This is a genomic window from Nocardia sp. CC227C (genome assembly GCF_030767025.1).
Classification (GTDB): Bacteria; Actinomycetota; Actinomycetes; order Mycobacteriales; family Mycobacteriaceae; genus Nocardia.
The window spans coordinates 490189-513194 of sequence record NZ_JASITE010000003.1; the positions used below are offsets into that span (position 1 = coordinate 490189).

Consider the following 23006-nt stretch of genomic DNA (forward strand, 5'->3'; position numbering starts at 1 on the left):
CCAGTGAAGCGAGGCATGTCGACGATGCGGCGCAGAATTCTCATGTCCATGGTGGCCGCGCTGACCTTGACCACACTGGTGCTCGGCGTCCCCCTGGCCTATACGGCGTGGCAGTGGGTGGAGGACATGACCCGCAACGATCTGCGCGGCCGCCTCGAACGCATTTCCACGGAGGTGATCGCGCAGGAACCGAACGGTCTGGTGCACGGTGAGCTGGATCTGCGCTCGGTGCGCCCGCTCATCCCGGCCGGTGGCCGGTTGACCATCATCTATCCGACCGAGCAGACCGTCGCGCACCGCGTCGACGTCGGCGTCGAACACGTCGACGATGCCATCGTGGAGTCGCTGTCCATGGGCACCTCGGTGTCGCTGCGTCTGGAAACCCCTGCCGCCCCGATGCATTCGATGCAACGCAAGGCGCTCGGCGCGGTGGCGGGCCTGGTGCTGCTTTCACTCGGCGCGGGTATCGCGGTGGCCACGGTGACGGCGCGCCGGGTGGCCGATCCGCTGCGCGATGTGGCGGCGCGGGCCGCCCGGCTGGCCATGGGCGACTTCCGGGCCGATCCGCGCCGCCACGGCATCACCGAACTGGACCGGGTCTCCGATGTGCTGGATTCGGCGACCGTGGAGATCGCGGGCCGCCTGCAACGCGAGCATGCCCTGGTGGCCGATGTCTCCCATCAGCTGCGCAGCCGCCTGACCGCGGTGCGCCTGCGCCTGGACGAGCTGTCGGAGTACTCGGACCCGGATGTGGTGCACGAGGCCGAGGAGGCCATGGCGCAGGTGGACCGCCTCACCGACGCCATCGACGATCTGGTGCGCGCCTCCCGCGACGAGGGCGCGGCCGAGCGCGATCCGGTGCCGGTGATCGACGAACTGCGCGGGGTGGTGTCGGAGTGGCGGCATCCGTTCGCGGAGGCGGGGCGCAAACTGGTGCTGGCGGGCGATCCGACGCTGCGCGCGCCCATCACCGGTTCCCGGTTGCGGGAGGCGGTGGCGGTGCTGGTCGACAATGCCCTCATGCACGGCGGCGGCACCTGCACGGTGTCGGTGCGCACGGTGACGGGCGGGCGGGACCGGGAGCCGCTGGTGTGCGTGGAGGTGGCCGACGAGGGCCACGGGGTGCGCGACGAACTCGCACCGCACATCTTCGACCGCGGGTTCTCCGCGGGTGGTTCCACGGGGGTGGGACTGGCGCTGGCCCGCGCCCTCATCGAGGCCGACGGCGGCCGGCTGGAGTTGCAGCGCCGCCGCCCGGCGCTGTTCGCGGTGTTCCTGGGCGCGCCCGCCGCGAATCGCATGCAGAACGAGGCGGCCCCGGAGCCGCGTTAGCTGTGGCCGAGCTGTTCCTCGCCGAGCAGATCCTCGAGTTCCGCTTCGATCTGGCGCATCTCGTCGGGGAACACCCAGCGCCGCATGGCCCAGAACCGGAACACCATCTGCAGGATATTGCCGATGATGAAGGCGCTGATGAAGTCGGTGATGTTCTCGGCGGTCAGGCTGATATTCGGCACCTGCAGGTGCAGCATGTACCGCGAGATCCACAGCGGTGTGAAGCTCAGCACCACGCCGATACCGCTGACCGCGAAGAACAGCAGCGCCTCGTGGTGTTTCTCGCGTCCGCCCCTATTCTCGAACGTCCATTCGCGATTGAGAATGTAGGACGCGATCACCGCGATCACCCCGGAGATGATCTTGGCGGTGACCGGCTTCGGTTCCAGAATGGTCAATTTCAGGAAGTAGAAGATGCCGCTGTCGATGATGAACGTGGTGGCACCCACGATCGCGAACTTGATCAGTTCGTGATGCCGGATCGCGAGATCCCGCAGCGGTGTGGGCAGCGTTTTTACCACGTCGTCGACAAATGACACGAGGCCGAGTCTACGTGCCCGCGATACCGGGTCGGCAACCCGCAGGCACGGGGCCCCCGGGCACCATGACAATATTGTCGAACGTGAGCGCACGTTCCTTCGATTCCTCGGCCATGCCCACGGTCACCATGATCGGTGGCGGTCAGCTGGCGCGGATGACCCATCAGGCGGCGGTCGCGCTCGGGCAGCGGCTGCGAGTTCTCGCCGAACGGCCCGACGACCCGGCCGCGCAGGTGACCCCCGAGGTGGTGCTGGGCACCCACACCGACCTGGCCGCACTACGCAAGGCCGCGGTCGGCTCGCACGCGGTGACCTTCGATCACGAGCACGTGCCCACCGAGCACCTGGAGGCGCTCATCGCGGAGGGCGTGAACGTGCAGCCGCCGCCGGGCGCGCTCGTCTACGCCCAGGACAAGCTGGCCATGCGCCGCAAGCTGGCGGAGCTGGGCGTGCCGGTCCCGGCCTTCACCGCCGTGGCGTCGGCGGCCGACGCCGTCGCGTTCGGCGACGAGCACGGCTGGCCCTTCGTGCTGAAGGCGGTGCGCGGCGGCTACGACGGTCGCGGCGTGTGGATGCCCGCCGACGCCGCCGAGACCACCCGCATCGTGGACGACCAGCTGGCGCACGGCGTCGCCCTGCTGGCCGAGGCCAAGGTGGATCTGAAGCGCGAGCTGTCGGCCATGGTGGCGCGCTCGCCGTTCGGGCAGGCCGCGGTCTGGCCGGTGGTGGAGACCGTGCAGCGCGACGGCCAGTGCGCCGTGGTGATCGCACCCGCGCCGGAGCTGCCGGAGGAGCGGGCCACCGAGGCGTCGGCGCTGGCGCTGCGGCTGGCCGCCGAACTCGGCACCACGGGTGCGATGGCGGTGGAGCTGTTCGAGACCCACTCCGGTGAGCTGCTGGTGAACGAGCTGGCCATGCGCCCGCACAACAGCGGGCACTGGAGCATGGACGGCGCGGTCACCGGACAGTTCGAACAGCATCTGCGCGCGGTGCTGGACTATCCGCTGGGCGATACCGCGCCGCTGGCCCCGGTCACGGTGATGGCGAACATCCTCGGCGCGCCCGAGGCCCCCGCCATGTCCATGGACGAGCGGCTGCACCACCTGTTCGCCCGCATGCCCGAGGCCAGGGTGCACCTGTACGGCAAGGGCGAGCGGCCCGCCCGCAAGATCGGGCACATCAATATCCTCGGCGACGATGTCGCCGTCACACGCGAGCAGGCCGAGCGGGCGGCGCACTGGATGTCGCACGCGGTATGGACCGACGGATGGGATCCGCATCATGAGTGATACCGAGGGCACCGCGCCGCAGGTCGGCCTGATCATGGGCTCCGACTCCGACTGGCCGACCATGCAGGCGGCCGCGGAAGCGCTGGCGGAGTTCGGCATTCGCTTCGAGGTCGGCGTGGTGTCGGCGCACCGCACCCCGCAGCGCATGCTCGACTATGCCAAGGAGGCGGCCGGGCGCGGCCTCCGGGTGATCATCGCGGGCGCGGGTGGTGCGGCGCATCTGCCCGGCATGGTCGCCTCGGCCACCCCGCTGCCGGTGATCGGCGTCCCGGTGCCGCTGAAGTACCTGGACGGCATGGATTCGCTGCTGTCGATCGTGCAGATGCCCGCGGGCGTGCCGGTCGCCACGGTGTCCGTCGGCGGCGCGCGCAATGCGGGCCTGCTGGCGGTGCGCATCCTGGCCGCCGCGGATCCGGCGCTGCGCGTGCGCATGGAGCAGTTCCAGGCCGATCTGGAGAAGCTGGTCCTGGAGAAGGACGACGCCCTGCGCACCCGGTTGCTCGGATGAGCGCGGCAGCACCGTCTCGAACCCCGCCCCGCGACAGCTGATTTCGAGACCGTATGGGTAACTCCAGGGGTACGCCCGACAGCGGCCGCGCAGCACCGGCCCGCGAGGCGAGCGCCGCCGCGCCGAGAACGCGCGGCGGGGCGGCCATCGCGACCGCGCGCCGGCTGACCGTGGTCGACCAGGCGTTGCGGTTGTTCGCCGAGAAGGGGTACGAGGCGACGACGGTCGATGAGATCGCGGAGGCGGCGGGGATCTCGCGGCGTACCTTCTTCCGGCAGTTCCGGGCCAAGGAGGATGTGGTCTTCGCCGATCACGAATCACAGCTGGCGCAGGCGCGGGAGTTCCTGGCCGGGTGGGACGGCGATCCGTGGGAGGGCGTGCTCGCGGCGGTCGTCGGGGTGTTCGAGCGCTTCACGCAGTGGCGGGACCTGGCGGCGCGGCGCTATCGCGTGGTGCGGCAGGTGCCCGCGCTGCGGGAGCGCGAGATCGTGACGGTGTTCCGCTACGAGCGGCTGTTCACCGACTATCTGCGCGAGCGCCTGCGCGGGGAGTCGGATCTGGCGCTGGTGCAGTTCACGGCGGCGGTGACGGCGACGCACAACTATCTGCTGCGCCGGATGGTGCGCGGCGAGTCCGACGCCGGCCCGGCCGATCTGCGGGCGGCACTCGATGCCATCCCCCGGGGTGGCGGCGACGCCGTGGATGAATCCGACCAGTTGGTCTTAGCCGTCTTCCCGCGCACCATGCCGCCCCGGCAGGTCGCCGATCTGCTGGCCCGTCGCCTGGATAACCTGGACTAATGCACACGTGTCGAATCTGACACTGCGTGCCACCACCTGATGGGGTAGTAACCGCACGTGGCCGCGATTTGGCGGCGTATACTCGGCGACGGTTGGCACTGAGTGCCGAGATGCTTGGAGATGGCGCTGGCGAGCAGCGGCGATCCGAAACCACGAACCAGGAGTGAACTCATGGCGGGCAACCCCGACTTCAATCTGTTCCAGCTCGAGGACTTCCACCACGAGCTGCGCGAGGCCATTCGCGGCCTGTCCGAGAAGGAGATCGCGCCCTACGCCAAGGACGTCGACGGCAACGCCCGCTTCCCGGAGGAGGCGCTGACCGCCCTCAACGCCGCCGGCTTCAACGCCGTGCACGTGCCCGAGGCCTACGGCGGCCAGGGCGCGGACTCCGTCGCCACCTGCATCGTGATCGAAGAGGTCGCCCGCGTCTGCGGTTCCTCCTCGCTCATCCCGGCCGTGAACAAGCTGGGCACCATGGGCCTGATCCTCAACGGCTCCGAGGAGCTGAAGCACAAGGTGCTCGGCGACCTGGTCAACGGCAAGATGGCCTCCTACTGCCTGTCCGAGCGCGAGGCCGGTTCCGACGCCGCCGCCATGCGCACCCGCGCCCGCCAGGACGGCGACGATTGGGTCATCAACGGCTCCAAGTGCTGGATCACCAACGGCGGCAAGTCCGACTGGTACACCGTCATGGCCGTGACCGACCCGGACAAGGGCGCGAACGGCATCTCGGCGTTCATGGTGCACTCCGACGACGAGGGCTTCGTCGTGGGCCCGCTGGAGCACAAGCTGGGCATCAAGGGTTCGCCCACCGCCGAGCTGTACTTCGAGAACTGCCGCATCCCGGGTGACCGCATCATCGGCGAGCCCGGCACCGGCTTCAAGACCGCCCTGCGGACGCTGGACCACACCCGCCCGACCATCGGCGCGCAGGCGGTCGGCCTGGCCCAGGGCGCGCTGGACGCGGCCATCGCCTACACCAAGGACCGCAAGCAGTTCGGCAAGGCCATCGCCGACTTCCAGAACACCCAGTTCATGCTGGCCGATATGGCCATGAAGGTGGAGGCCGCCCGCCTCATGGTCTACACCTCCGCCGCCCGCGCCGAGCGCGGCGAGCAGAACCTCGGCTTCATCTCCGCGGCCGCCAAGTGCTTCGCCTCGGATGTGGCCATGGAGGTCACCACCAACGCCGTGCAGCTCTTCGGCGGCGCGGGCTACACCACCGACTTCCCGGTGGAGCGGATGATGCGCGACGCCAAGATCACCCAGATCTATGAGGGCACCAACCAGATCCAGCGCCTGGTGATGTCGCGCGCCATCCTGCGCTGAGCCGCCGCGCGGGATTTCGCAACCCCACCGGTGAGATCCCGTGCTTGCAGGTGAAATCCATTGTGTAGCCATGGGATAACTCCGGTGGCCGACCCGCCGCTGGACTGCGGAGTGGGCGGTTAGCCGGAGTTTTCCTTTTTATCCTTCGGGTGGAAGGGCTGTATTTCAGGGCTGTCCAGCCGGGTGCGGGGGGAGCACTATGGTTCCATGGCCGGCGTCGAAATCAACGACAGGTTCGTCCGGCGCACGTTGGACAACGGGCGAGTGGAAGAGGTTTCGTGGACGGAACTGTCGGAGGTAAGGATCATCACCACGGCGGACGGACCGTTCGCCGAGGACGTGTTCTTCGTACTGATCAGTGCGTCCGGAAAAGGTTGCGTGGTACCGCATTCGGCGGCTGACACCGGCTTCCTGGCCCGACTGCAGGCGCTACCCGGCTTCGACAACGAGAAGGTCGTCGAGGCCATGGTCAGCACCACCGACCGCCAATTCCTGGTGTGGCGGCGACCGGCGACGCGCCGTCACCGCCATTAGCGCGGACGCCCGCCTCGCGAATTCCTACGCCACCAGGTCCGCGTAGTCCGGGTTCTCGGCAATGAACTTCTCCACGTACCAGCAGGTCGGAATAATGGTGAACCCCGCCTCGCGGGAATCACGTAGCGCGTATTCCACCACCTGTGCCGCGACCTTGCGTCCCCGGAATTCCGGGAAGGTGAGCGTGTGCTGGAAATCGCGGACCCGCACGTCGCCGTCCACGCGTTCGGCGTAGTCGGCGTAGCCCGCGAGGGTGTCGTCGAGATAGATCTCGTAGCGGGTGGCCGCGACATTGTGTTCGAGCCTGGTGGTCATGTTCGAGTGAACTCCCTTGTGACGAGGATTGTTCCGACGGGCCCGGGACGGGCTAGAGAACGGCTCCGGGGTTGAGGATGCCGTGCGGGTCGAGGGCGTTCTTGATGCGGCGGGTCAGGTCCATGACCTCGGGGCCGACCTGGTCGGGCAGCCATGCCTTCTTGAGGCGGCCGACGCCGTGTTCGCCGGTGATGGTGCCGCCGAGTCCGATGGCCAGGTCCATGATCTCTCCGAAGGCCAGGTGTGCGCGCTCGGTTTCGTCGGGGTTGTTCGGGTCGTGGACGATGAGCGGATGGGTGTTGCCGTCGCCGGCGTGCGCGATGACCGAGACCAGCACCTGTCGGCGGGCGGCGATATCGGCGATACCCGTGACGAGGTCGCCCAAACGCGGCAGCGGAACGCCGACGTCCTCGAGCAGCAGCGGGCCCTTGCGTTCCACCGCCGGGATGGCGAATCGGCGCGCCGCGCAGAAGGCTTCGCCCTCGTCGGGGTCGTCGGTGCGGAAGGCTTCGGTGGCCCCGGCTTTCTCGCAGGCGGCGAGCATGATGTCGGCTTCGTGTCCGGCGTGCTCGCCGGGGGCGTCGGAGCGGGCGACCAGCAATCCGGCGGCTTCGCGGTCCAGGCCCATGCGCAGTTCGTCCTCGACGGCGTTTACGGCCACGGTGTCCATGAATTCGAGCATGGACGGTCGCAGCGCGCCGGTGATGGCGAGGATGGCCTCGGTGGCGGCGGTGAGGGTGGGGAAGGTGGCGACCACGGTGGACTGCGGCGGCTGGGCGGGCAGCAGCCGCAGGGTGAGTTCGGTGATGATGCCGAGGGTGCCCTCGCTGCCGACGAACAGCTTGGTCAGCGACAGTCCGGCGGAGTCCTTCAATCGGGGTCCGCCCAGGCGTGCGATGGTGCCGTCGGCGAGGACGACTTCCATGCCGAGTACGTAGTCGGTGGTGACGCCGTATTTCACACAGCACAGGCCCCCGGCGTTGGTGGCGGCGTTGCCGCCGATGGAGCAGATCTCGAATGAGGACGGGTCCGGCGGGTACCACAGCCCGTGGTCGGCCGCGGCGCGTTTCACCTCGGCGTTGAGCAGGCCGGGTTGGGCCACGGCGGTGCGGGTGACGGTGTCGACGGTGATCTCCCGCATGCGTTCGGTGCTCAGCAACAGCGCGCCGTGTTGTGCGGTGGCTCCGCCGGACAGGCCGGTGCCCGCGCCGCGCGGCACCACCGGAATCCGGTGTTCGTGTGCCCAGCGCATGACCGCCGCCACCTGTGCGGTCTCGGTGGGGCGGACGAGGGCCAGGGCGATTCCGGCGTCGGGGTCCAGGGCCCGGTCCTGGCGGTAGCCGCCGAGGACGTCGGGATCGGTCACCACCATGCCGTCGGGCAGCAGAGCGCGTAGCGAGTCGAGATCGGGGGCAGAGCTGTGCGGGTCCACACTGGAAAACTACGTGGTTGGCGCGCGGAAGTGGGGAACCGGTCCGGTGTCCATGCTCCTCGTCGGGCCGGTGGCGGTCGCGCAGTACACTGCGGGCCGTGTCCGATCCCAAGCTCGAAATCCAAATGCTGCACGACCGCGTCATGGTCAAGATCAATCAGGACGCTGGGGAGCGGCGCAGCAGCGGGGGCATTCTGATCCCGGCGACCGCACAGGTCGCCAAGCGCCTGTCCTGGGGTGAGGTGTGCGGCGTGGGTTCGCACGTGCGCGCGGTGAGCGTCGGCGACCAGGTGCTCTTCGGGGCCGAGGACCAGTACGAGGTGGAGGTCCAGGGGCAGGCGTACTACGTGCTGCGGGAACGGGACCTGCACGCCGTGGCGAACGAGCGCCCGGAGCACGGCACCGGTCTATACCTCTAGCCGCCGGTACCGCCAGCCCTCTTGCGCACCGACCGCTTGCGTCCGATTCGCCGCATTCTCGGCAACTGTTAACCGAGCATTCGCCATCGCGCGGGAGGTGCGCAACCTGGTCGCCCAGATCCCGAGCAGCGACGGGGGCGTGCTGGCGGCCGAGCAGTTCTACGTGCACGCGCCCGTGGACGGGCTGCCGGCCGCCGGGTTCGCCCCTGACCTCGGAAGGCCCGTATCCCACCGGGGATACGGGCCTTCCGAGGCGTCGTGCCCTACTACAGCGCCTTCAGTTCCTCGGTGACCTCACCGACGGACTTCTTGGCGTCGCCGAACAGCATGGAGGTGTGGTCGGCGTAGAACAGCGGGTTGTCGATACCGGCGAAGCCGGAGTTCATCGAGCGCTTGAGCACGATGACGCTCTTGGCCTTGTCGACGTCGAGCACCGGCATGCCGTAGATGGGCGAGGAGGTGTCCTCGCGGGCGGCCGGGTTGGTGACGTCGTTGGCGCCGATGACCAGGGCGACGTCGGTGCGGCCGAATTCGCCGTTGATGTCGTCCATTTCCTTCATGGCGTCGTAGGACACCTCGGCCTCGGCCAGCAGCACGTTCATATGGCCGGGCATACGACCGGCGACCGGGTGGATGGCGTATTTGACCTCGACGCCCTTGGCCTCGAGCAGGGCCGCCATCTCCTTGACCGCGTGCTGGGCCTGGGCCACGGCCATGCCGTAGCCGGGCACCACGATGACCTGGTTGGCGTAGGCCATCTGGATGGCGGCATCGGCGGCGCTGGTGGCCTTGGCCGTCTTGGCCTCACCGCCCGAAGCGCCGGGAGTCGTTCCGCCGCCGCCGAATCCGCCCGCGACAATGGCGGGGATGGACCGGTTCATGGCCTTGGCCATGAGGTTGGTGAGGATGGTGCCGGACGCGCCGACGATCATGCCCGCCACGATCATGGCGGTGTTGTTCAGCGCCAGACCCGCGGCGGCGGCCGACAGGCCGGTCAGCGCGTTGAGCAGCGAGATGACCACGGGCATGTCCGCGCCGCCGATGGGCAGCACCACCATGAGGCCGAGCACGCCCGCCAGCACCAGCACGGCGACCATCCACCAGCCCGACGCGCCGCCGTCGGCGGCGGAGATGCCGATGACGACCGCGGCCACGATGGATCCGGCCAGCAGCAGCAGGTTCAGCGGCTGCTGTAGTCGGCCGATGCCGATGGGCTTGCCGGGCAGGATCTCCTGCAGCTTGCCGAAGGCGATGAGCGAGCCCCAGAACGACACCGAACCGATGATGGCCGCGAACAGCGAGCCGATCACGATGTGCACGGTCGGTTCCTCGCCGTGCTTGAAGTTCGAGAAGCCGCTGGTGTCCAGGAACTCCGCCCAGGCGATGAGGGCGACGGTGCCACCGCCGACACCGTTGAAGGCCGCGACGAGCTGCGGCATCTCGGTCATCTTGGTGAATTTGGCTGGGGGCACGCCCAGCACCACGCCGACGATCAGACCGGCGGCGATGATGATCCAGTTGCCGGTGTCGCGCACCGCGATGAGGGTGGCCACCACGGCGAGGGCCATACCGGCCGCGGCGATCCAGTTGCCGCGCACCGCCGTCTTCGGGCCGGTCAGGCCCATCAGGCCGTAGATGAACAGCGAGAAGGCGATGATGTAGAGGATATTGACCAGATTGTCCATGGCTTACTTACCTGCCTTCTTGCCCTTGAACATGCCGAGCATCCGGTCGGTCACCACGAAACCGCCGATGACGTTCAGGGTTCCGAAGACGACGGCGACGAACAGGATGATCTGCATCCCGATCGAGGGATCCTCCACCTTGCCCAGCACGACCAGCGCACCCAGCACCACGATGCCGTGAATGGCGTTGGTGCCGGACATGAGCGGGGTGTGCAGGGTGTTGGGCACCTTGGAGATGACCGCGAAGCCCACGAATCCGGACAACACGAGAATGGCGATATTCGCCAGGAGTTCGGTGTACATCAGGCATCGACCTCACGCGTGACGCAGGAATCCGCCAGCACCTGGTCCTCGAAATCTGGTTGCAGCGCACCGTCTTTCAGCATGAGTTCCAGGAGAGCGGAGATGTTCTTGGAGTACAGCTCGCTGGCGTGCTCCGGCATGGTGGCGGGCAGGTTCAGCGGCGAGCAGATGGTGACATCGTGGCGCACCACGGTCTTGCCGGGCTCGGTCAGCTCGCAGTTGCCGCCGGTCTCACCGGCCAGGTCCACGATGACGCTGCCGGGCTTCATACCCTCCACGGCGGCGGCGGTGACCAGGCGCGGCGCGGGGCGGCCCGGCACCAGCGCGGTGGTGATCACCACGTCGAAGCCCTTGATGGCGTCCTCGAGCGCCTGCTGCTGCTGGGCCTTCTCCGCATCGGTGAGCTCGCGGGCGTACCCGCCCTCACCGGCGGCGTCGATGCCAAGGTCCAGCCACTGCGAGCCGACCGAGCGCACCTGGTCGGCGACCTCGGGCCGCACGTCGTAGCCGGTGGTCCGCCCGCCGAGGCGCTTGGCGGTGGCGAGGGCCTGGAGACCGGCCACGCCCACGCCCAGCACCAGCACGGTAGCGGGCTTCACGGTGCCCGCGGCGGTGGTCAGCATGGGGAAGAAGCGGGTGGATTCCGACGCGGCCAGCAGCACGGCCTTGTATCCGGCCACGTTCGCCTGGGAGGACAGCGCGTCCATCACCTGGGCGCGGGAGATCCGCGGGATCGCTTCCACCGCGAATGCCCGCACACCCGCGGCCTTCAGCGCGCCGATCTTGTTGTCGGCGTTGCGCGGGGCCAGGAAGCCGATCAGGGTCTGACCGGACGACAGTTTGGCGATCTCGGCGTCATTGGGCGGTGCGACCTTGACGATCACATCCGCGTTCCACGGATCGCCGATGGTCGCGCCCGCTTCGGTATACAGTTCGTCGGGAATGAGCGCGCCCAGCCCGGCACCGGACTCGACGATCACCTCCACACCCTGCTTCAGCAGTGACGGAATGATCTTCGGCACCAATGCGACGCGTCGTTCGTCCGTGTTCGTCTCACGAACCACGCCGACGCGCGCACCGCGGGGCGCATCGTGCTGTGCGCTCTGCGTTGTGTCCACTTGTCAAACTTCCTTCTCGTGGTGAGGCCGGACCGCCTGCGAACTTACTGTGCGGTAAGTTCTAGGCAATTCTCGCAACCATACCCGGCTCGCGGTGAGCTTAGTGGAGATGGCTGTCACAGTGTGGGGTGAGCGGTGACCAGCGGCAAGTACGCACCTGCCAGGCAGGTTGCTTACTTTCGGGTGTGCCAGCAGGTGAGCGCGCTGCGCTCGCGGCCGGGGGTGTCGCGGCTCACTCTTACGCCGTAATCTCAGCGGGGTGAGTGGCTGCATCTTTTGCCGGATCGTGGCGGGCACCGCACCCGCCACCAAGATCCACGAGGACGACACCCTGCTGGCGTTCCTCGATATCCGGCCCATCACGCGGGGGCATACGCTCGTCATCCCGAAATGGCATTCCGGCGACCTCGACAAGCTCGACCCGGCCCTCGGCGCGCGGCTGTTCGCCTTCGGCCACCGGCTCGCCAAGGCCATGCGACGCAGCGATCTCCGGGTGGACGGTGCGAATCTGCTGATCAATGACGGCAAGGCCGCCTTCCAGACGGTCGATCACGTCCATCTGCACGTCGTGCCCAGGCACAGCGGGGACAAACTCAGCTTCGCCAAGGGCCTGCTGCTGCGGCGACCACACGACCGCGACAGCACCGCGGCGGCCATTCGCGCCGGATTGGACCGGCTCGCCGACGAGGAGAAGGAAACCAACGCATGACCGACACCGTGCCGGACCGGGAACGGATCACCGCCGATCTATCCGATCAGTGGGACGCGCTCGCCCACCTGGTGGACAGGCTCGACGAGGGCGGCTGGCGCACCGCGTCGTCGCTGCCCGGGTGGACGGTCTTCGACGTGATCGCCCACATCATCGGCACCGAATCCATGCTGCTGGGTGAGATGCCGCCCGAGGCGGACGTGACCGGACTCGAACACGTCCGCAACGAGGTGGGCGCGCTCAACGAGAAGTGGATCGAATCGCTGCGCCCGCTCTCCGGCGCGGAGCTCATGGTCCGCTACCGCGAGGTCACCGACCGTCGCCGCAAGATCCTGACCGCCATGGACGACGCGGCCTGGGCCGAGCCGGTGCCCTCGCCGGTGGGCATGGTGCCCTACGGCCGATTCATGCGGGTGCGCGTTTTCGACTGCTGGATGCACGAACTCGATATCGCCGACGGCCTGCGCGTCGCGGTGGACGAGGGCGGCCCGCGCGCGGAGTCGGCCTTCCCGGAACTCGTGCTGGGTCTCGGCCGTGCCGCGGTGAAGGGTGCCGGTGCGCCCGACGGTGCGCGCATCACCTTCGAGATCGGCGGTGCCACACCGCATACCGTGCACCTCGCGGTGGACGGCGGCCGGGCGCATCAGGTCGAGGAACTCGACGGTCCGGCCACCGTGGTCGTCGGCCTGGACTCCGGCCTGTTCGCCCGGCTGCGCGGGGGCCGCACCGACGCGGCGGCGCACGCCGACGAGATCGCGCTCAGCGGTGACACCGACCTCGGCGAACGCCTGGCGCGCAGCCTGGCGTTCACCATCTGATTCCGTGCGCCTGTTCCTGTCCAGCTACCGCTTCGGGGCGCACCACGACCGGCTGCTCGAGCTGGTCGGCGCGCCGGGGCGGGCGGCGGTGATCGCCAATGCCTGTGACGCCTGGCCCTCGGCGTGGGCGAGCGCGGTGACCAGCGATCTGGTTCCGCTGCGCCGCTCGGGATTCGAGCCCGAGGTGGTCGACCTGCGCGACTACGTGGGCCGCGCCGCGGAGCTCGAGGAGGCCCTCGCCGGATTTCCGCTGGTGTGGGTGCGCGGTGGCAACACCTTCGTGCTGCGCGCCCAATTCGCCCGCAGCGGTGCCGATCTCGCGCTCCGGCGGCTGCTGGAGGCGGACGTGCTCGTCTACGCCGGATACAGTGCGGGCGCCTGCGTGATGACCCCGGACCTGCGCGGTCTGGAAGCCATGGACGATCCGGACGAGGTGCGCACGGCCTGCGGCGGCGATGTGCTGTGGGACGGACTCGGTCTGGTCGACCACCGCATCGTCCCGCATCTGGATTCCCCCACCGACCCCGAGGGGTTGAGCCGAAAACTGTCCCAGGAGTACCGGATCGGCGGTATCGCGCACTGGGCGCTCACCGACGACGACGCCGTGATCGTCGACGGTGAGCGACTCGAGGTGCTCGGCGCTGTCTAATCGCCCCGGTGCCGCAGGCCGTGCCCGACCGCGACGGCCGCCGTGAGGAACGCGCCGACGGCCAGAATGGCGAAGCTCGCCACATAGGCGTCCAGCGTCGGCACCGTGGTGCCCGCGATGACGTGCGCCGACAGAATGGACGCGGTGACCGCCCCCGCGATACTGCCGCCCGCCGTGCGCACCAGCGAGTTGATGCCGCTGGCGATCCCGCTCTCGCTCATCGGCACGTGCTGCACCGCCAGCGTGCCGAGCGCCGCGTAGCCGATGCCGAAGCCGGTGCCCTGCAAGATATTCGAGATCACCATGTGATACCCGTGATCGTGGAACACCGCCAGCCAGGCCATGGACAGGCCCGCGAAGGTCGCGCCGATGGCCAGGGTGTAGGCGGGCCCGATCCGGGCGGCGATGCGGCCGGTGCGGAAGGAGAAGAAGGTCATCAGCACCGCGCTCGGAATGCCGTAGAGGCCGACCGCCAGCACCGAACCGGACAGACCGTAGCCGACCTGGTCGGCCGGGGTCTGGATGAAATTCGAGATGAGCGTGAACGATCCGAACAGGGCGAATCCGAGCAGCGCCGACGCGAGGTTCGCCGACAGCGACTGCGGGCCGACCAGCAGCTGCAACCGCACCAGCGGCTGCTTCACCTTCAGCTCCACCAGCACCCAGATCACGGTCAGCGCCGCCGCGGCGGCGAACAGCGCCAGCACCGATCCGGAGGCCCAGCCCCAGCGCGGCCCCTGGCTGATGCCGAGCAGCAGGCTCACCAGCAGCCCGGCCAGCAGGACGGCCCCGAGGAAGTCGGGTCTGCCGCCGTGGCGCACGCCGTTGTTCTCGGCGCTGAACTGGATCAGGACGGTGGCGGCCACGCCGAGGGCGGCGGTCAGCCAGAACACCGGGTGCGGGTCGGTGGTGCGGTCGGCGATCACGCCGGTGACCAGCAGGCCGACCGTGCCGCCGATGCCCATGGTGCCGCTGACGACGCCGATCGCGCCGACCAGTCGTTCGCGCGGGAAGGTATCGCGGATGATGCCGATGGCCAGCGGGATCATGGCCGCCGAGGTGCCCTGTAGCGCGCGGCCCGCGATGTAGACGCCCAGCGTCTCGGCCAGCGCGCAGACCACCGAGCCGATGATGAGCAGGCCCATGGCGACCATGACCATGCGCTTCTTGCCGAACATGTCACCGAAGCGCGCCAGCAGGGGAGTGGCGACCGCGCCGGTGAGCAGGGCCGCGGTGAACAGCCAGGTGACGCCGGAGACGTCGGTGTGCAGCTGGCCGATCATGCGCGGCAGCAGCGGAATCACCACGGTCTGCTGGATCGAGACCACCAGACCGGCGGCGCACAGGGCGAGCAGCGTCATGCCGAGGCGCGCCTGCGGGCCGTTTCCGGTGGCGGTATCGGCGGCCACGGCGGTGGAAGTCATGGGCATTCCTTGGATTACTTACCAAAATTAAGTAAATGGATTTCGTAGGATAACCGCATGCCTCCCCCGAAGGCCACCTCCGAATCGAACGCCGCGGCACCCAACACCGCATCCGACGCGGCGGCGCACATCGTCGAATTGGAACGCGCCATGTCCAGGCTCGCGCACCTGCTCACCCGGGCGCGGCGACACGACCGGGCCGTCACCGCCTGCGGAATCACCGTGGACCGGGCGAGCGTGCCGCTGCTGCGCATGCTCGCCGACGCCGACGAGCCGCTGCGCTTGGGGGAGTTGGCCGCTCGGCTCGATGTGGAAGCGCCGCATGTGACCCGGCAGGTGCAGCGATTGGAGCGGAACGGGTTCGTGCAGCGGGTCGCCGATCCCGCGGACCGCCGGGCGCAACGGGTCCGGCTCACCGATTCCGGCCGCGCCGCCGTGGACGCCATCCGTACCGTGCAGCGGCGTTGGATGCGAGAAGCCCTGGCGGACTGGAGTTCCGAGGATCTGTGCGCCCTCGCCATCCTCAACCACCGCATGCTCGACGACTTCGCCGAGCACACGCGGTGCCTGGAGGAGCCCGAAAGCGCCTGAGCGTCACTCGGTTTCGGTGGTCGGTCGCGACGCTACCGCCCGCTGCCCGGCGGCGGGGCCACGATGCGGGCGAACCAGGCGCACACCAGCATGGCGGTCAGGGGGAACAGCATGGCGGTGCTGAGCGGGACGAGTTCGGTGAGCCAGCCGATGATCACCGGCCCGGCCAGCAGGCCCAGATAGCCGATGCCGAAGACGCGGGACATATCCGTGGCGGCCGTACCGGAGCCGAGATTGCCCGCCGCCGTGAACACCTGGGGCACCCCACCGGACAGCCCGATCCCGCACAGCGCCCAGCCGACCACGGTCAGCGCCGTCCACGGCGACAGCACGACCAGCGTGTACCCCGCGGCCGCCAGCAGCGACCCCCACCGCACCACGGCCACCGGACCGAACCGCCCGCTGACCCGATCGGCGCACAGCCGCCCCACCGTCATGGCGACCGAGAAGGCCGCGAACGCCAGCGCCGCCGTCCCCGCCTCGACCCCGAGCCGCTCGCTCATCTGCAAGGCACTCCAGTCCCCGACCACCCCCTCCGCCATCAGCATGGCGAACGCCACCGCCGCCAAGGCCACCACCTTCCGCAGGGTGGACGCCGACGACACCGACGGGCCGTGCTGCGCGAAGCTCAACTCCGCCCGCGCCTCGGCCTCGCTCGGCACCGGTGCCAGCGGCCCGCTGGACGCGGTGGCGTGCGAGTCGCTGGGCGCGGAGGGGTGTGACCCCGGCGCTGCGGGGGTCACACCCCTCGCGCGCTGCGGCCGACCCTCGCGGTGCAGACGTCGGCGGTCTCCCGGGCGATGCGACGGCCCGGTCTCGCGGGCCGTTCGGTCGTTCCTCGGGTTGCGGGGGACATCCGAGCGGTTCGGCGGATACGGCGGCAGGCTCGGCGTGGGGCACGCTCGCGGCCTGCTTCCGCATGCCGTCGGCGCGGGGCAGCAGGCGCGGGGCGGCGAGGGCGATCACGGCCGACCCCACGGCGGCGGTGGCGATCATGGTCAGCCGGATATCGGCTCCGGCGCGCTGGGCCGCGGCCCCGGCGAGCGCGCCCGCCAATGAGCCGCCGGAGAACAGGGCGTGGAAGGCCGACATGATGGGGCGGTCGTAGCGCGATTCCACCTCCACCGCATGGGCGTTCATGGCGACGTCGAGCGCGCCGAAGCCGATGCCGTACCCGATCAGCGCCGCCCCCAGCGTGACCGGGCCGGTGGCGAAGGCGGGGCCGACGATCGCCACGGACGTGAGGACGGCCGACGCGGCGGTGACGGCGCGGCTGCCGAACCGGTCGGTCAGCGCACCGGCCAGCTGCATGCTGCCGATCGCACCGGCCGACATGAGCAGGATCAGCATGCCGAGGGTGGAGTGCGACACCCCGGTCCGCTCCGTCACGGCCGGAATGTGCACGAACCACATGGCCGACACCAGCCCGTTCAGGCCGAACACCGCGAACAATGCGATGCGTGCCGCACGGAGCGGAGGAGCGGACGTCGGAGCGACCATCGGTCCGACGCTACCGGCTGGCGGAAGCTCCTCGTAACCCCCATCGCGGCGGCATCGTCGACGCTGTGGATGAGGCTCCGATTATTATGCGGTTCAACCTGTTTGCCTTCGATTCTATTCCGGGGTACCGACAAGTTCCGCGCCGCGCCGCCCGTCTCGCCGCCACCTCGGAAATCCGGCGGCGGTCGGTGGGATGCCGATCGCCTCGCCTGGATCCAGTACACCGGATGCCGCCGCGCGCGAACATGGTTGAGAAGCGCGCCCGCATTTGCCATCGTCTTGGTTGTGGACGCACTGGCCAGCCTGCTCGAAGGACCTCGCGCGCGCGGCGCGTTCGTCATGCGGTCCTCGTTCGATCCGCCCTGGTCGTTGCGGATCGAGGACGGTGCGCCCCTGACCGTGGTGGCGGTGGTGCGCGGCGGCGGGTGGATCGTGCCCGACGCCCGCAACGGCAAGCCGGTCGCGCCGCGCCCGCTGCACACCGGCGATGTGGCCGTCTTCCGCGGCCCCGACCACTACACCGTCGCCGACGACCCCGGCACCGCCCCGCAGGTGATCATCCACCCCGGGCAGATCACCACCACCCCCGACGGCGAAGTGCTCTGCGAGACACTCAGCCTGGGCGTGCGCAGTTGGGGCACCGCCGTCGACGCCGAGACGGTGCTGGTCACCGGGACCTACGAGCAGGAATCCGCGACCGGGCGGCGGCTGCTGCGCGCCCTGCCGCCCATCATCGTGCTCGGCTCGGGCGAATTCGACACGCGTGTACTGGATCTGCTGGTCGACGAGGCCGCCAAGGAGCTGCCCGCCCAGGGTGCCATGCTCGACCGGCTGCTCGACCTGCTGACCATCGCCGCGCTGCGTGCCTGGTTCGCCCGCTCCGACGCGCCCGCCTGGTATCACGCCTACGCCGATCCGCTGGTCGGCAAGGCGCTGCGCCTCATGCAGCACAATCCGGCGCACCCGTGGACGGTGGCCGCGCTGGCCACCGAGGTGGGCGTCTCGCGTGCCGCGCTGGCCCGCCGGTTCACCGAACTCGTCGGTGAACCGCCGATGACCTTCCTGACCGAGTGGCGGCTCGCGTTGGCCGCGGATCTGCTGCACGAATCCGATGCCACGCTCGAGGCCATCGCCCGCCGGGTCGGCTACGGCAGCGCCTTCGCCCTGAGCACGGCCTTCAAGCGGCACTTCGGCATGAGCCCGCGCGACCACCGGGAGGCGGCGGTGCGGGAACGCACGGCCTGAGGCAGCGACCCGTCTCCCCGGAGCGCGCTGGCCTCGAACCGAACACCCCGCGCCCGGTCCGCACCCTCCCACTATCGTCAGCGAGGTGACTTCGGAGCAGGATTACCCGGTGCTGTGGCCGGTTCCGACCCGCTGGGCGGACAACGACCACTACGGCCACGTCAACAACGTGACCTACTACTCGTACTTCGACACCGCGGTGAACGCGTGGCTGATGCATGCCACCGGCACCGATACGCGGGACCTACCCGCCATCGGCATCGTGGCGCAGACCTCCTGCAAATTCCTGGGCTCCCTGAGCTTTCCGGACCAGTTGCAGGTCGGTATCCGCATCGCCCGGCTCGGCAACTCCAGCATCAGCTACGAACTCGCCATCTTCCGTGAGGCCGGGGATACGCTCAAGCTCGCCGCCACCGGCACTTTCGTGCACGTCTACGTCGACGAGGTGACCCGGCAGCCGATCGAGATCCCGGCCGTCATCCGCGCGGCCGCCGAACCCCTGGTGGTCACCGAGATCCTGGAATCGGAGGCGGCCGACGCCTGACGCCCACGCGGTGGCGGGAAACGTTTCCGCCACCGCGGTCGGGCCCCGGCCGATCCCGGCGGTCAGACCCGGCCGAGCAGGGTGAGCGGATCCTCCACCAGCGCGGCCACACTCGCCAGGAAGCGCGCCGCCTGCTCGCCGTCCACCAGCCGGTGATCGAAGCTCGAGCCGAGCGTGGTCACCCAGCGCACCGCGAGCTCGTCGCGGTGCACCCACGGCCGCTTCCGGATGGAACCCAGGCACAGGATCGCCGCCTCGCCCGGGTTCACCAGGGGCACACCGGTATCCACGCCGAAGACGCCCACATTGGTGATGGTGAAGGTGCCGCCGGTCAGTTCGGTCGGCGTCGCCGTCCCGGCGCGCGCCGATTCCGCCAGCCGCCCGATCTCCCCGCACAGGTCGCGCAGGCTCATGGCTTGCGCCTCGGCGATATTCGGCACCAGCAGTCCGCGTTCGGTGGCGACCGCGATACCCAGGTTCACATAGTGTTTGGTGACGATCTCCTGATTCGCCTCGTCCCACACCGCGTTGAGCTCCGGGAACTCGCGCAGCGCGACCAGCGTCGCCTTGGCGACCAGCGCCAGCGGCGTCAACGAGAGTCCCGCGAAGCTCGGGGTGCCGCGCAGATGATCCAGCAGTTCCATGGACCCGGTGAAATCCGCGGTGACGAAGGTGCTGGCCTGCGGAATATCCCGCGCGCTCGCCACCATCGCCGCCGCCGTGCGCTTGCGAATCCCGCTCACGGGCGTGCGCGTCTCCCGCTCGGTGGGCGCCGGCCGCGCCATCCCCGCATCCGGTCGCATGGACGGCACCGGCGGCGCGATGTGAATCGGAAGCTGTCCGCCGTCGTCACCGCGCGCCACCACTCCGCCACGGGTCCCCGCGCGCTCACGCTCGGGCGCGCTCCCGGATGCGGCGGCACCGCCCTGCGACGAGGCCGCCGCATCCCGGGCCCGCTGTACATCGGCCACCGTGATCGCCCCGTCCGGCCCGGTCCCCACCACCGCGGCCGGGTCGATGCCCAACTCCCGTGCCAGCTTCCGCGCGGCCGGAACGGCGGCTGGGCGCGTCGTACCGACCCGGTCCCCCAACCCCTCGCTGCCGACCCGAGCGTCCCCGAGGCCGCGTGCCGCGGCAATTCCGAACGCCCCATCCGAGGCTGCTCCGGATCCAACGCCGTGGGCGGCTCCGGTGTCCGGGTCGCGGGTAGCCCCGGCGGCTTCGGCCCCGGCACCCGTGTCGCGGGTGGCCCGGGTGTCCGTTGCTCCGGTGTGCGCGCCCCGGGGGGTTCCGGCGTCCGCCTCGCGGTTGGCTTCGGACTCCCCGCCGCGCGTGCTCGCCGCAACGGCCCTCCTCGGTGACCCGGCGCCGGGCAGATCCGGCGCAGCCGTCGCTGCCGGATCGGTCTCGGCGGCATCCGGTGCCCGCGTCGTGGCGGCATCGCCGTTGGCACTCGAATCACCCTCGGACGCAGCGGTTTTGGCGGCGGCGGCGCGGGCGCGGCGGGATTGCGGTTCGCTGTCGGGGCCGTAGCCCACCAGCACCGACTGCCGTTCCGGTGTGGCGTCCGCCCCGGCGATGCGGATCAGCGGTGCGCCCACCGGTACCGTGTCCCCGGGTTCGGCGAGCAGTTCGAGTACCGTCCCCGCGTAGGGGCAGGGCAGCGCCACCTGGGCCTTGGCCGTCTCCACCTCGGCGATGGTCTGGTTCAGTTCCACGCGGTCGCCGACCGCCACCGACCACGACACCAGTTCGGCGTCGGTCAGGCCCTCACCGAGGTCGGGCAGTCGGAACTCGAGAACCTGCTGATCTTCCACCGGGCAACCTCCGTGGCAGTACGGTCAGGCGGCTAGCGTGCGGTCGACCGCGGCGAGGACGCGGTCGGGGTCGGGCAGGTGGTGCCGTTCGAGCTTAGCGGGGGGATAGGGGATGTCGAAGCCACCGACCCGCAAGACCGGGGCCTCCAGGTGATAGAAGCACCGCTCGGTGATCCGGGCGGCGATCTCCGCCCCGAGCCCGCCCGATACCGGGGCCTCGTGCACCACCACCAGCCGTCCGGTCCTGCGCACCGACGCCTCGATGGTGTCGAAGTCGATGGGCGACAGGCTGCGCAGATCGATCACCTCCAACGAAGTGCCCTCCGCCTCGGCGATCTTCGCGGCCGCCAGCGCGGTCGCCACGGTGCCGCCGTAGGCGACCACGGTGGCGTCACTGCCGGTGACGCACACCCGGGCGCGGTCCAGCGGCAGTCCTTCGCCGCGGTCCAGCCCGTCGAAATCCACGTCGGCCTTGTCCCAGTACCGCCGTTTCGGCTCGAAGAAGATCACCGGATCGTCCAGTGAGATCGCCTGGCGGATCATGAGATAGGCGTCGGCCGGGGTGCTCGGTGACACCACCCGCAGCCCGGCGGTATGCGCGAAGTACGCCTCCGGGGACTCCGAGTGATGTTCCACCGACCCGATGCCGCCGCCGTAGGGAATGCGGATGGTGATGGGAGCCACCACCTTTCCCTTGGTCCGGTAGTGGATCTTGGCTACCTGACACACGATCTGGTCGAACGCCGGATACACGAATCCGTCGAACTGGATCTCGCACACCGGCCGCAGCCCGCGCAACGCCATTCCGAAAGCCGTTCCGACGATCCCGGATTCGGCCAGCGGCGTGTCGATCACCCGGTTGTTCCCGAAGTCCTTCTGCAGGGTGTCGGTGACCCGGAAGACCCCGCCGAGCCGGCCGATGTCCTCACCCATCAGCACCACCCGGGGGTCGTCCTCGAGCGCCCGGCGCAGGCCGAAATTGACGGCTCCGGCGAATGTCGTCTTCATGACCGGGCTCCCTCCAGGTAGGCGAGGTACTCGCGGCGCTCCTGCTCGATCAGCGGGTGCGGGGTGGCGTAGACGTGGTCGAACAGCTCCTCGGGTGCGGGATCGGGCATGGCGAGGGTGGCCGAGCGCAGCCGCCCGGCCACCTCGTCGGCCCGCGCGGCGACCTGCTGCTCGAAATCGCTGTCCCACAGCCTTTCCCGCTCCAGCAGCCGCCGCAGGCGGTCGATGGGGTCGCGGCGCTGCCACAGTTCGAGTTCCGCCGAGGTTCGGTAGCGGGTCGGATCGTCGGCCGTGGTGTGCGGCCCCATCCGATAGGTGATGGCCTCGATGAAGCTGGGCCCGCCGCCCGCTCGGGCATGGTCGATGGCCTGCCGGGTCACCGCCAGCACCGCGAGGACGTCGTTGCCGTCCACCTGCACGCCCGGAATCCCGTAGCCGATGGCGCGGCGGGCGAGCGGCGTGGCGCTCTGTACCCGCACCGGAGCGCTGATGGCCCAGTGGTTGTTCTGGCAGAAGAACACCACCGGCGCGTCCCAGCTCGCCGCGAAGCCGAGCGCCTCGGCGATATCGCCCTGGCTGGTCGCGCCGTCGCCGAAGTAGGCGATGGTGGCGATCTCCGCGCCCTCCAGGTGCGCCGCGTAGGCGTAGCCGGTGGCGTGCAGGCCCTGTGCGCCCACCACGATGGCGGGATTGGTCATCTTGACCGCGTCGGCGTCCCAGCAGGAGTGGGCGACACCGCGCCAGAGCCGGGTCTGCTGTTCCGGCGGCACCCCGCGCACATGGGCGACGCCCGCTTCGCGGTAACTGCAGAACACGTAGTCGTCGGGGTGCAGGGCGTGCGCCGAACCGATCTGCGCGGCCTCCTGGCCGAGCAGCGGCGGCCACAGTCCGAGTTGGCCCTGCCGCTGCAACGCGGTGGCCTCCACGTCGATGCGGCGGGCGATCACCATATCGGTGTAGAGCACGCGCAGGGTGTCGCCGTCGATGTCGGCGATCAGCGGGGCGTGTACGCGATCGTGCACGCGGCGGCCGTCGGGCTGTACGAGCTGCACCGGGTAGGTGGTCTTCTCGGGCATGGGTATCGCCTCCTCGAAGCAC

25 protein-coding genes and 1 pseudogene are annotated in these 23006 nt (G+C 69.6%); 14 read left to right on the top strand and 12 right to left on the bottom strand.

Features of this window, described 5'->3' with window-relative positions:
* Nucleotides 1–24 precede the first annotated feature (24 nt).
* A complete protein-coding gene (locus QMO76_RS08090) occupies nucleotides 25–1332 on the top strand; it encodes a HAMP domain-containing sensor histidine kinase (protein WP_306360648.1) in 1308 nt (435 codons plus the stop codon).
* Here QMO76_RS08090 and QMO76_RS08095 read toward each other — a convergent pair.
* Complete coding sequence (locus QMO76_RS08095; RefSeq protein WP_306360554.1) at nucleotides 1329–1871, bottom strand: GtrA family protein; 543 nt, start codon at nucleotides 1869–1871, stop codon at nucleotides 1329–1331. The two genes, QMO76_RS08090 and QMO76_RS08095, sit on opposite strands and share 4 nt — an antisense overlap.
* Before the next feature lie 65 nt (nucleotides 1872–1936).
* Between QMO76_RS08095 and QMO76_RS08100 the strand changes: the two genes are divergently transcribed.
* From QMO76_RS08100 to QMO76_RS08120, 5 genes are all read left to right on the top strand, one after another.
* Nucleotides 1937–3160 (top strand): 5-(carboxyamino)imidazole ribonucleotide synthase, encoded by a 1224-nt coding sequence (locus QMO76_RS08100; RefSeq protein ID WP_306360555.1) that lies wholly within the window; start codon nucleotides 1937–1939, stop codon nucleotides 3158–3160.
* Entirely contained in the window at nucleotides 3153–3668 is a 516-nt protein-coding gene (gene purE / locus QMO76_RS08105; protein ID WP_306360556.1) for a 5-(carboxyamino)imidazole ribonucleotide mutase, read from the top strand. The genes QMO76_RS08100 and purE overlap by 8 nt, the downstream gene beginning before the upstream one ends.
* Before the next feature lie 53 nt (nucleotides 3669–3721).
* Complete coding sequence (locus QMO76_RS08110) at nucleotides 3722–4468, top strand: TetR family transcriptional regulator (RefSeq protein WP_306360557.1); 747 nt, start codon at nucleotides 3722–3724, stop codon at nucleotides 4466–4468.
* Nucleotides 4469–4639: 171 nt separating this feature from the next.
* A complete protein-coding gene (locus tag QMO76_RS08115) occupies nucleotides 4640–5797 on the top strand; it encodes an acyl-CoA dehydrogenase (RefSeq protein WP_306360558.1) in 1158 nt (385 codons plus the stop codon).
* A 207-nt stretch (nucleotides 5798–6004) separates the two neighbouring features.
* Complete coding sequence (locus QMO76_RS08120; protein ID WP_306360559.1) at nucleotides 6005–6331, top strand: hypothetical protein; 327 nt, start codon at nucleotides 6005–6007, stop codon at nucleotides 6329–6331.
* Between the two features lie 24 nt (nucleotides 6332–6355).
* Here QMO76_RS08120 and QMO76_RS08125 read toward each other — a convergent pair whose 3' ends face one another.
* Nucleotides 6356–6646 (bottom strand): GNAT family N-acetyltransferase, encoded by a 291-nt coding sequence (locus QMO76_RS08125; RefSeq protein WP_306360560.1) that lies wholly within the window; start codon nucleotides 6644–6646, stop codon nucleotides 6356–6358.
* 52 nt (nucleotides 6647–6698) lie between these two features.
* Nucleotides 6699–8018 (bottom strand): FAD-binding oxidoreductase, encoded by a 1320-nt coding sequence (locus QMO76_RS08130; RefSeq protein ID WP_306360649.1) that lies wholly within the window; start codon nucleotides 8016–8018, stop codon nucleotides 6699–6701.
* A 158-nt stretch (nucleotides 8019–8176) separates the two neighbouring features.
* On the opposite strand from QMO76_RS08130, the gene QMO76_RS08135 reads away from it, so the two are divergent.
* On the top strand, nucleotides 8177–8497 hold the full coding sequence (locus QMO76_RS08135) for a co-chaperone GroES (RefSeq protein WP_306360561.1): 321 nt from the start codon (nucleotides 8177–8179) through the stop codon (nucleotides 8495–8497).
* A 266-nt stretch (nucleotides 8498–8763) separates the two neighbouring features.
* Here the strand turns inward: QMO76_RS08135 and QMO76_RS08140 are convergent, their stop codons facing one another.
* Genes QMO76_RS08140 through QMO76_RS08150 form a run of 3 tightly spaced genes read right to left on the bottom strand, consistent with a single transcriptional unit; the run spans nucleotide 8764 to nucleotide 11603 of the window.
* Nucleotides 8764–10182: an NAD(P)(+) transhydrogenase (Re/Si-specific) subunit beta gene (locus QMO76_RS08140; protein WP_306360562.1), complete on the bottom strand. Its 1419-nt coding sequence runs from the start codon at nucleotides 10180–10182 to the stop codon at nucleotides 8764–8766.
* A gap of 3 nt (nucleotides 10183–10185) precedes the next feature.
* Nucleotides 10186–10485 (bottom strand): NAD(P) transhydrogenase subunit alpha, encoded by a 300-nt coding sequence (locus tag QMO76_RS08145; RefSeq protein ID WP_306360563.1) that lies wholly within the window; start codon nucleotides 10483–10485, stop codon nucleotides 10186–10188.
* Nucleotides 10485–11603, bottom strand: coding sequence for a Re/Si-specific NAD(P)(+) transhydrogenase subunit alpha (locus tag QMO76_RS08150; RefSeq protein ID WP_306360564.1), 1119 nt, complete (start codon nucleotides 11601–11603; stop codon nucleotides 10485–10487). Before QMO76_RS08150 ends, QMO76_RS08145 begins: the two co-directional genes overlap by 1 nt.
* Before the next feature lie 259 nt (nucleotides 11604–11862).
* Here QMO76_RS08150 and QMO76_RS08155 point away from each other — a divergent pair, with 259 nt between their 5' ends.
* Genes QMO76_RS08155 through QMO76_RS08165 form a run of 3 tightly spaced genes read left to right on the top strand, consistent with a single transcriptional unit; the run spans nucleotide 11863 to nucleotide 13779 of the window.
* Nucleotides 11863–12312, top strand: coding sequence for an HIT family protein (locus QMO76_RS08155; RefSeq protein WP_029925716.1), 450 nt, complete (start codon nucleotides 11863–11865; stop codon nucleotides 12310–12312).
* On the top strand, nucleotides 12309–13130 hold the full coding sequence (locus QMO76_RS08160; RefSeq protein WP_306360565.1) for a maleylpyruvate isomerase family mycothiol-dependent enzyme: 822 nt from the start codon (nucleotides 12309–12311) through the stop codon (nucleotides 13128–13130). The genes QMO76_RS08155 and QMO76_RS08160 overlap by 4 nt, the downstream gene beginning before the upstream one ends.
* Nucleotides 13131–13134: 4 nt before the next feature.
* Complete coding sequence (locus tag QMO76_RS08165; RefSeq protein WP_306360566.1) at nucleotides 13135–13779, top strand: Type 1 glutamine amidotransferase-like domain-containing protein; 645 nt, start codon at nucleotides 13135–13137, stop codon at nucleotides 13777–13779.
* Here QMO76_RS08165 and QMO76_RS08170 read toward each other — a convergent pair.
* Nucleotides 13776–15203: an MFS transporter gene (locus tag QMO76_RS08170; protein WP_306360567.1), complete on the bottom strand. Its 1428-nt coding sequence runs from the start codon at nucleotides 15201–15203 to the stop codon at nucleotides 13776–13778. The genes QMO76_RS08165 and QMO76_RS08170 overlap by 4 nt on opposite strands.
* 57 nt (nucleotides 15204–15260) lie before the next feature.
* Between QMO76_RS08170 and QMO76_RS08175 the strand changes: the two genes are divergently transcribed.
* Nucleotides 15261–15794, top strand: coding sequence for a MarR family winged helix-turn-helix transcriptional regulator (locus tag QMO76_RS08175; RefSeq protein ID WP_306360568.1), 534 nt, complete (start codon nucleotides 15261–15263; stop codon nucleotides 15792–15794).
* Between the two features lie 32 nt (nucleotides 15795–15826).
* Here QMO76_RS08175 and QMO76_RS08180 read toward each other — a convergent pair whose 3' ends face one another.
* Nucleotides 15827–16537 carry an MFS transporter gene (locus tag QMO76_RS08180; protein WP_372341919.1) on the bottom strand — a complete coding sequence of 237 codons (711 nt, stop codon included), beginning with the start codon at nucleotides 16535–16537 and terminating at the stop codon, nucleotides 15827–15829.
* Between the two features lie 100 nt (nucleotides 16538–16637).
* Between QMO76_RS08180 and QMO76_RS08185 the strand changes: the two genes are divergently transcribed.
* On the top strand, nucleotides 16638–16853 hold the full coding sequence (locus QMO76_RS08185; protein WP_306360569.1) for a hypothetical protein: 216 nt from the start codon (nucleotides 16638–16640) through the stop codon (nucleotides 16851–16853).
* Here the strand turns inward: QMO76_RS08185 and QMO76_RS35305 are convergent.
* Nucleotides 16755–17294: pseudogene (locus tag QMO76_RS35305) on the bottom strand (MFS transporter); the annotation flags it as partial. The gene QMO76_RS08185 and the pseudogene QMO76_RS35305 sit on opposite strands and share 99 nt — an antisense overlap.
* 285 nt (nucleotides 17295–17579) lie before the next feature.
* Between QMO76_RS35305 and QMO76_RS08195 the strand changes: the two are divergent.
* Nucleotides 17580–18539, top strand: coding sequence for an AraC family transcriptional regulator (locus QMO76_RS08195; RefSeq protein WP_306360571.1), 960 nt, complete (start codon nucleotides 17580–17582; stop codon nucleotides 18537–18539).
* Nucleotides 18540–18624: 85 nt separating this feature from the next.
* Entirely contained in the window at nucleotides 18625–19083 is a 459-nt protein-coding gene (locus QMO76_RS08200) for a thioesterase family protein (protein ID WP_306360572.1), read from the top strand.
* A gap of 62 nt (nucleotides 19084–19145) precedes the next feature.
* Here QMO76_RS08200 and QMO76_RS08205 read toward each other — a convergent pair whose 3' ends face one another.
* The 3 genes from QMO76_RS08205 to pdhA are packed head-to-tail and all read right to left on the bottom strand — an operon-like array spanning nucleotide 19146 to nucleotide 22984.
* The gene (locus QMO76_RS08205; RefSeq protein ID WP_306360573.1) at nucleotides 19146–20900 is read right to left on the bottom strand and encodes a dihydrolipoamide acetyltransferase family protein; all 1755 of its coding nucleotides are present in this window, start codon (nucleotides 20898–20900) and stop codon (nucleotides 19146–19148) included.
* 24 nt (nucleotides 20901–20924) lie between these two features.
* The gene (locus QMO76_RS08210; protein WP_306360574.1) at nucleotides 20925–21908 is read right to left on the bottom strand and encodes an alpha-ketoacid dehydrogenase subunit beta; all 984 of its coding nucleotides are present in this window, start codon (nucleotides 21906–21908) and stop codon (nucleotides 20925–20927) included.
* On the bottom strand, nucleotides 21905–22984 hold the full coding sequence (gene pdhA / locus QMO76_RS08215; protein WP_306360575.1) for a pyruvate dehydrogenase (acetyl-transferring) E1 component subunit alpha: 1080 nt from the start codon (nucleotides 22982–22984) through the stop codon (nucleotides 21905–21907). Before pdhA ends, QMO76_RS08210 begins: the two co-directional genes overlap by 4 nt.
* Nucleotides 22985–23006: the final 22 nt, after the last annotated feature.

Excerpts from the sequence above, each read along its gene's own strand:
- QMO76_RS08090 (WP_306360648.1), top strand. The coding sequence starts at position 25 with ATGCGGCGCAGAATTCTCATGTCCATGGTGGCCGCGCTGACCTTGACC.
- QMO76_RS08160 (WP_306360565.1), top strand. The coding sequence starts at position 12,309 with ATGACCGACACCGTGCCGGACCGGGAACGGATCACCGCCGATCTATCC.
- pdhA (WP_306360575.1), bottom strand. The coding sequence starts at position 22,984 with ATGCCCGAGAAGACCACCTACCCGGTGCAGCTCGTACAGCCCGACGGC.
- QMO76_RS08130 (WP_306360649.1), bottom strand. The coding sequence starts at position 8,018 with ATGGTGGTGACCGATCCCGACGTCCTCGGCGGCTACCGCCAGGACCGG.
- QMO76_RS08210 (WP_306360574.1), bottom strand. The coding sequence starts at position 21,908 with ATGAAGACGACATTCGCCGGAGCCGTCAATTTCGGCCTGCGCCGGGCG.
- QMO76_RS08170 (WP_306360567.1), bottom strand. The coding sequence starts at position 15,203 with ATGACTTCCACCGCCGTGGCCGCCGATACCGCCACCGGAAACGGCCCG.
- QMO76_RS08110 (WP_306360557.1), top strand. The coding sequence starts at position 3,722 with ATGGGTAACTCCAGGGGTACGCCCGACAGCGGCCGCGCAGCACCGGCC.
- QMO76_RS08175 (WP_306360568.1), top strand. The coding sequence starts at position 15,261 with ATGCCTCCCCCGAAGGCCACCTCCGAATCGAACGCCGCGGCACCCAAC.
- QMO76_RS08145 (WP_306360563.1), bottom strand. The coding sequence starts at position 10,485 with ATGTACACCGAACTCCTGGCGAATATCGCCATTCTCGTGTTGTCCGGA.
- QMO76_RS08140 (WP_306360562.1), bottom strand. The coding sequence starts at position 10,182 with ATGGACAATCTGGTCAATATCCTCTACATCATCGCCTTCTCGCTGTTC.
- purE (WP_306360556.1), top strand. The coding sequence starts at position 3,153 with ATGAGTGATACCGAGGGCACCGCGCCGCAGGTCGGCCTGATCATGGGC.
- QMO76_RS08115 (WP_306360558.1), top strand. The coding sequence starts at position 4,640 with ATGGCGGGCAACCCCGACTTCAATCTGTTCCAGCTCGAGGACTTCCAC.
- QMO76_RS08125 (WP_306360560.1), bottom strand. The coding sequence starts at position 6,646 with ATGACCACCAGGCTCGAACACAATGTCGCGGCCACCCGCTACGAGATC.
- QMO76_RS08120 (WP_306360559.1), top strand. The coding sequence starts at position 6,005 with ATGGCCGGCGTCGAAATCAACGACAGGTTCGTCCGGCGCACGTTGGAC.
- QMO76_RS08100 (WP_306360555.1), top strand. The coding sequence starts at position 1,937 with ATGACAATATTGTCGAACGTGAGCGCACGTTCCTTCGATTCCTCGGCC.